Raw genomic sequence first — 4,380 nt, forward strand, 5'->3', positions numbered from 1 at the left:
GATTCGGACCGCCCTTGGGGCCGCGATGCACCGGCAAACCGGGCGGTTTGTCGATCACCAGCATCAGCCCGTCGCGATACAGCACGCGCGCCTGGATCTCGTCCGCGGTCAGTTCCGGCACGTCGAATTGATCGGGGTGGCTTTCGTTCATGGCACGAAACGGCTAACACAGCGCCCTGATGAGCGACACTCCGGAAAATTCGAAACAGAGCTGGTGGCGGCGGCTGTCCAGCGGCTTGAAGCGCACCTCGAGTTCGATCGGGACGGCGCTGTCGGAATTCGTTTCCAAGCGCAAGCTCGATCGGGCGATGCTCGAGGAGATCGAGGACGTCCTGCTGCGAGCCGATCTCGGCGCCGAGGTAGCGTCGCGGATCGCCAGCGCGGTCGGCGAGGGCCGCTACGACAAGATGATCTCGGCCAGCGACGTCAAAGAGATCGTCGCCGCGGAGGTCGAGAAGGTGCTGGCGCCGGTGGCGCAGCCGCTCGTCGTCGATGCCGGGAAGAAACCGTTCGTGGTGCTGATGGTCGGGGTCAACGGCTCCGGCAAGACCACCACCATAGGCAAGCTGTCGGCGCGGTTCGCGTCCGAGGGCCACAAGGTGATGCTGGCCGCCGGCGATACCTTCCGGGCTGCGGCGATCGATCAGCTCAAGGTCTGGGGCGAGCGCACCGGCACGCCGGTTGTGGCGGGCGCGCAGGGCTCCGACGCGGCCGGTCTGGCCTTCAATGCGCTGACGGCGGCGAAGGAGCAGGGCCGCGACGTGCTGCTGATCGACACCGCCGGGCGGTTGCAGAACCGCACCGAGCTGATGAGCGAGCTCGAAAAAGTGGTGCGGGTGATCAAGAAGGTCGATGCGACCGCGCCGCACGCGGTGCTGCTGGTGCTCGACGCCACCGTCGGCCAGAACGCGCTGTCGCAGGTCGAAGCATTCACCAAGACCGCCGGCGTCACCGGGCTGGTGATGACCAAGCTCGACGGCACCGCCCGCGGCGGCATCCTGGTGGCGATCGCCGAGAAGCACAAACTGCCGGTGCATTTCATCGGCGTCGGCGAAGGGGTCGACGACCTGTCGCCGTTCACCGCGCGCGATTTCGCCAAGGCGATCGCCGGCACGGAGGCCGCATGAGCGACGAGCTCCTCGAGAAGAACCGGCCGCATCCGCTGTTCAAACTGGCGACCGAGCTCGGCCCGCTGCTGGTGTTCTTCGTCGTCAACGCCAAGTTCAATCTGTTCGCCGCCACCGGCGCCTTCATGGTCGCGGTGGTGGCCGCGATGATCGCGTCCTATGCGGTCACCCGGCACGTTCCGGTCATGGCGCTGGTGACCGCGGTGGTGGTGCTGGTGTTCGGCACCCTGACGCTGGTGCTGCACGACGAGACCTTCATCAAGATGAAGCCGACCATCGTGTACGCGCTGTTCGCTGCGGTGCTCGGCGGCGGCCTGCTGTTCGGCCGCTCGTTCATCGCCATCATGTTCGATCAGGTGTTCAACCTGACGGCGCAGGGCTGGCGCAAGCTGACGCTGCGTTGGGCGTTGTTCTTCTTCGCCATGGCCCTGCTCAACGAAGCGGTCTGGCGGACGCAGTCGACCGACTTCTGGGTCAATTTCAAGGTATTCGGCATGGTGCCGCTGACCATGCTGTTCGCGATGACGCAAATGCCGCTGATCAAGCGCTACGCGGCCGAACCGGCGACGCTCGAACAGAGCGCCGCCGGCGAAGGCGACGTGTCGGGGCGCTGACCGCGATCCCCTCTTCCCGGCTTCGCCTCGCTTACTTCTGCTTGGCGATGATCTTGTCCTTGATGCCGTCGTAGGTCTTCTGCGGCACGATCTTCTTGTGCACCAGTTCGTCCTTGCCCTTGTAGGGCCGGCCCTTGATGATTGCGGCCGAGTACGCCTTGCCGACGCCGGGCAGTGCATCGAGCTGTTCGGCGGTCGCTGAATTGATGTCGAGGGGCTCGGTCTTCTCGGACTTCGCCGGGGCTGCCGCCTTGCTGTCGGCTTTCGGCGGAGGGGCCATCTTGTCGGATTTGGCGGTCGGCGGCGTGGCCGGCTGAGGCGCCTGCGCCATCGCGGGCGCGGCGGCGAACAGGCCGAGCGCGACGGCGGCGGCGAGCGGGGCGAGCGTGAGACGACGCAAAGTCGAAATACTCATCGGATGTCCCTCCAGAGGACGTTGTTAGTAACGTCCGAAAGCTCATCCGGATTCGTGGCGCCGCAATGGCGCTGCGATGAACGGCCGATAAACGGTCCGATTTATTTCTCGGAGGGTTTTCGGCCGTGCTAACAGGCCGATCAGCTCTCCGGCGCCGCGAGCGCCTTGGCGATCTCGGGCTTCAAGACCTTCTCGAGGTTGTCCGGAGTGATCGGGCCGACCAGCTTGTAGGCGATCCTGCCGTCGCGGCCGACCACGAAGGTTTCCGGCACGCCGTACACCCCCCATTCGATCGCGGCGCGGCCGGAGACGTCGACCCCCACCGCGGCGAACGGGTTGCCGTACCGGCCGAGGAAGCGGCGGGCGTTGTCCGGCTTGTCCTTGTAGTCGATCCCGACGAGCTGAATCCGGCTGTCTTCCGCCAGCGTCATCAGCAGCGGCGCCTCGTCGTGGCAGGGCACGCACCAGGACGCCCAGACGTTGACGACGCTGACCCTGCCCTTGAACATCGCCGGATCGAGACCGGCGACCTGGGTGCCGTCGCGGCTCAGGCCTTCCAGCGGCGGCAGCGGGGTCTGCGGCGCCGGCCGGCCGATCAGCGCCGACGGGATCCGCGATACGTCGCTGTCGCCGAGCCGAAACCAGAACAACACCGCCAGCCCGGCGAACAGCAGCGCCGGCAGCACCACCAGCCAGGAACGGCGCTTCGACGAGGCGGGGTCGAGGGTGTCGGTCATGATGATCCGTCGGGTTCAGTGGTCGGTGGCGCTGCGGCCGGAACGGCGCACGGCGCCGCGCGCTTCGAGGTCGCGCAGCCGCGCCTTCTGCTTACGATAGTCGAGCACTACCCAGCCGATTAGCAGCAGCACCACGATCGCGGTCGCGGCGTAGGACGAGACGATGAAGTCCGCGTATTTGCCGAACATCACGCCGCCTCGGCCCGGCTGGCCTGCAGCATCTGCAGCGAGCGAACTCGCCGTCGCAGGATTTCGTTGCGCATCGCCGCCAGATGCAAGGTCAGAAACAGCAGCGAAAATCCGATCGCGGTGACCAGCAGCGGGATCAGGAACGCCTTGTCGAGCGTCGATCCTCCCATCCGCACCACCGAGGCCGGCTGGTGCAGCGTATTCCACCAGTCGACCGAGAACTTGATGATCGGCAGGTTGATGGCGCCGACGAGGGTCAGCACCGCCGCGGCGCGCGCCGCCCGCGACGGGTCCTCGACCGCGCGCCACAGCGCGATCAGGCCGAGATACATCAGAAACAGCACCAGCATCGAGGTCAGCCGGGCATCCCATTCCCAATAGGTGCCCCACATCGGCCGGCCCCACAGCGAGCCGGTGACCAGCGCCAGAAACGTGAAGGCCGCGCCGATCGGCGCCGCAGTCTTGGCGGCGACGTCGGCGAGCGGATGCCGCCACACCAGGGTGCCGAGCGCGGCGATGCTCATCACCCCCCAGACGGCCATCGCCAGCCAGGCGTTCGGCACGTGCACGAACATGATCTTGACGGTGGCGCCCTGCTGGTAGTCGTCCGGCGCCAGCATCGCCTGGGTGAGGCCGGCCGCCAACGCCAATGCGGTCGCGGCCGCCAGCCACGGCAGCAGGCGCCCTGCCAGCGTCAGGAACCGGGTCGGATTGGCGAGTTCGGTCAGCTTCATGACGTCCCTGATAATGTCCGGGACCGGCGCAGGCAATGACGTGGGTCAGATCAGGGGCGACTTCCGAAGGAGTTGATCGGCGGTGAAGCGCCTGCGCGCGGGTGCGAATCCGGCGTGTCGCGGGTCCGAACCGACGGCATCTGCACCGAACCAACGACGCTGCGCCTGTTCTAGTCCAGCCCCTGCCTCAGGCTGGCGGCGGCGGCGAACGGGCCGATCACCAGGCTGAGCAGCGAGATCGCGCACAGGATCGAAAACGGCGTGCCGAACGACACCGGGCCGACAATTGCCGCCTGGGAGGCCGAAACGCCGAAGATCAGCACCGGGATCGACAGCGGCAGCACCAGCACGGCCAGCAGCAGGCCGCCGCGGCGAAGCGTCACCGCCAGCGCGGCGCCGATCATGCCGGTGAAGGTCAGCGCCGGGGTGCCGGCCAGCAGCGTCGCCATCACGGCCAGCGATGCGCTGCCGTCGAGGTTGAGCAGCAGGCCGAGTACCGGGGTCGCGACGATCAGCGGCAGCCCTGCCGCCAGCCAATGCGCCAGCGCCTTGGCGGCGCAGGTC

7 protein-coding genes and 1 pseudogene are annotated in these 4,380 nt (G+C 67.2%); 2 read left to right on the forward strand and 6 right to left on the reverse strand.

What is annotated here, in order from left to right:
- Positions 1–151: pseudogene (locus DU475_RS24415) on the reverse strand (RNA pseudouridine synthase); the annotation flags it as partial.
- 28 nt (positions 152–179) lie between these two features.
- On the opposite strand from DU475_RS24415, the gene ftsY reads away from it, so the two are divergent.
- Positions 180–1,127 (forward strand): signal recognition particle-docking protein FtsY, encoded by a 948-nt coding sequence (gene ftsY, locus DU475_RS23080; protein WP_013500266.1) that lies wholly within the window; start codon positions 180–182, stop codon positions 1,125–1,127.
- Entirely contained in the window at positions 1,124–1,741 is a 618-nt protein-coding gene (locus DU475_RS23085) for a septation protein A (RefSeq protein ID WP_013500267.1), read from the forward strand. Before ftsY ends, DU475_RS23085 begins: the two co-directional genes overlap by 4 nt.
- 31 nt (positions 1,742–1,772) lie before the next feature.
- Here DU475_RS23085 and DU475_RS23090 read toward each other — a convergent pair whose 3' ends face one another.
- From DU475_RS23090 to DU475_RS23110, 5 genes are all read right to left on the reverse strand, one after another.
- Entirely contained in the window at positions 1,773–2,156 is a 384-nt protein-coding gene (locus DU475_RS23090; RefSeq protein WP_013500268.1) for a ComEA family DNA-binding protein, read from the reverse strand.
- 140 nt (positions 2,157–2,296) lie between these two features.
- On the reverse strand, positions 2,297–2,893 hold the full coding sequence (locus DU475_RS23095; protein ID WP_164633441.1) for a DsbE family thiol:disulfide interchange protein: 597 nt from the start codon (positions 2,891–2,893) through the stop codon (positions 2,297–2,299).
- 15 nt (positions 2,894–2,908) lie between these two features.
- On the reverse strand, positions 2,909–3,082 hold the full coding sequence (gene ccmD / locus DU475_RS23100; RefSeq protein WP_013500270.1) for a heme exporter protein CcmD: 174 nt from the start codon (positions 3,080–3,082) through the stop codon (positions 2,909–2,911).
- Complete coding sequence (locus DU475_RS23105) at positions 3,082–3,816, reverse strand: heme ABC transporter permease (RefSeq protein ID WP_013500271.1); 735 nt, start codon at positions 3,814–3,816, stop codon at positions 3,082–3,084. The genes ccmD and DU475_RS23105 overlap by 1 nt, the downstream gene beginning before the upstream one ends.
- Positions 3,817–3,986: 170 nt before the next feature.
- Positions 3,987–4,380, reverse strand: a 394-nt coding sequence (locus DU475_RS23110) for a heme exporter protein CcmB (protein ID WP_205524523.1), incomplete at its 5' end; no start/stop codon positions are given.

It is taken from the genome of Rhodopseudomonas sp. WA056 (genome assembly GCF_010906995.1).
Classification (GTDB): domain Bacteria; phylum Pseudomonadota; class Alphaproteobacteria; order Rhizobiales; family Xanthobacteraceae; genus Rhodopseudomonas; species Rhodopseudomonas palustris_G.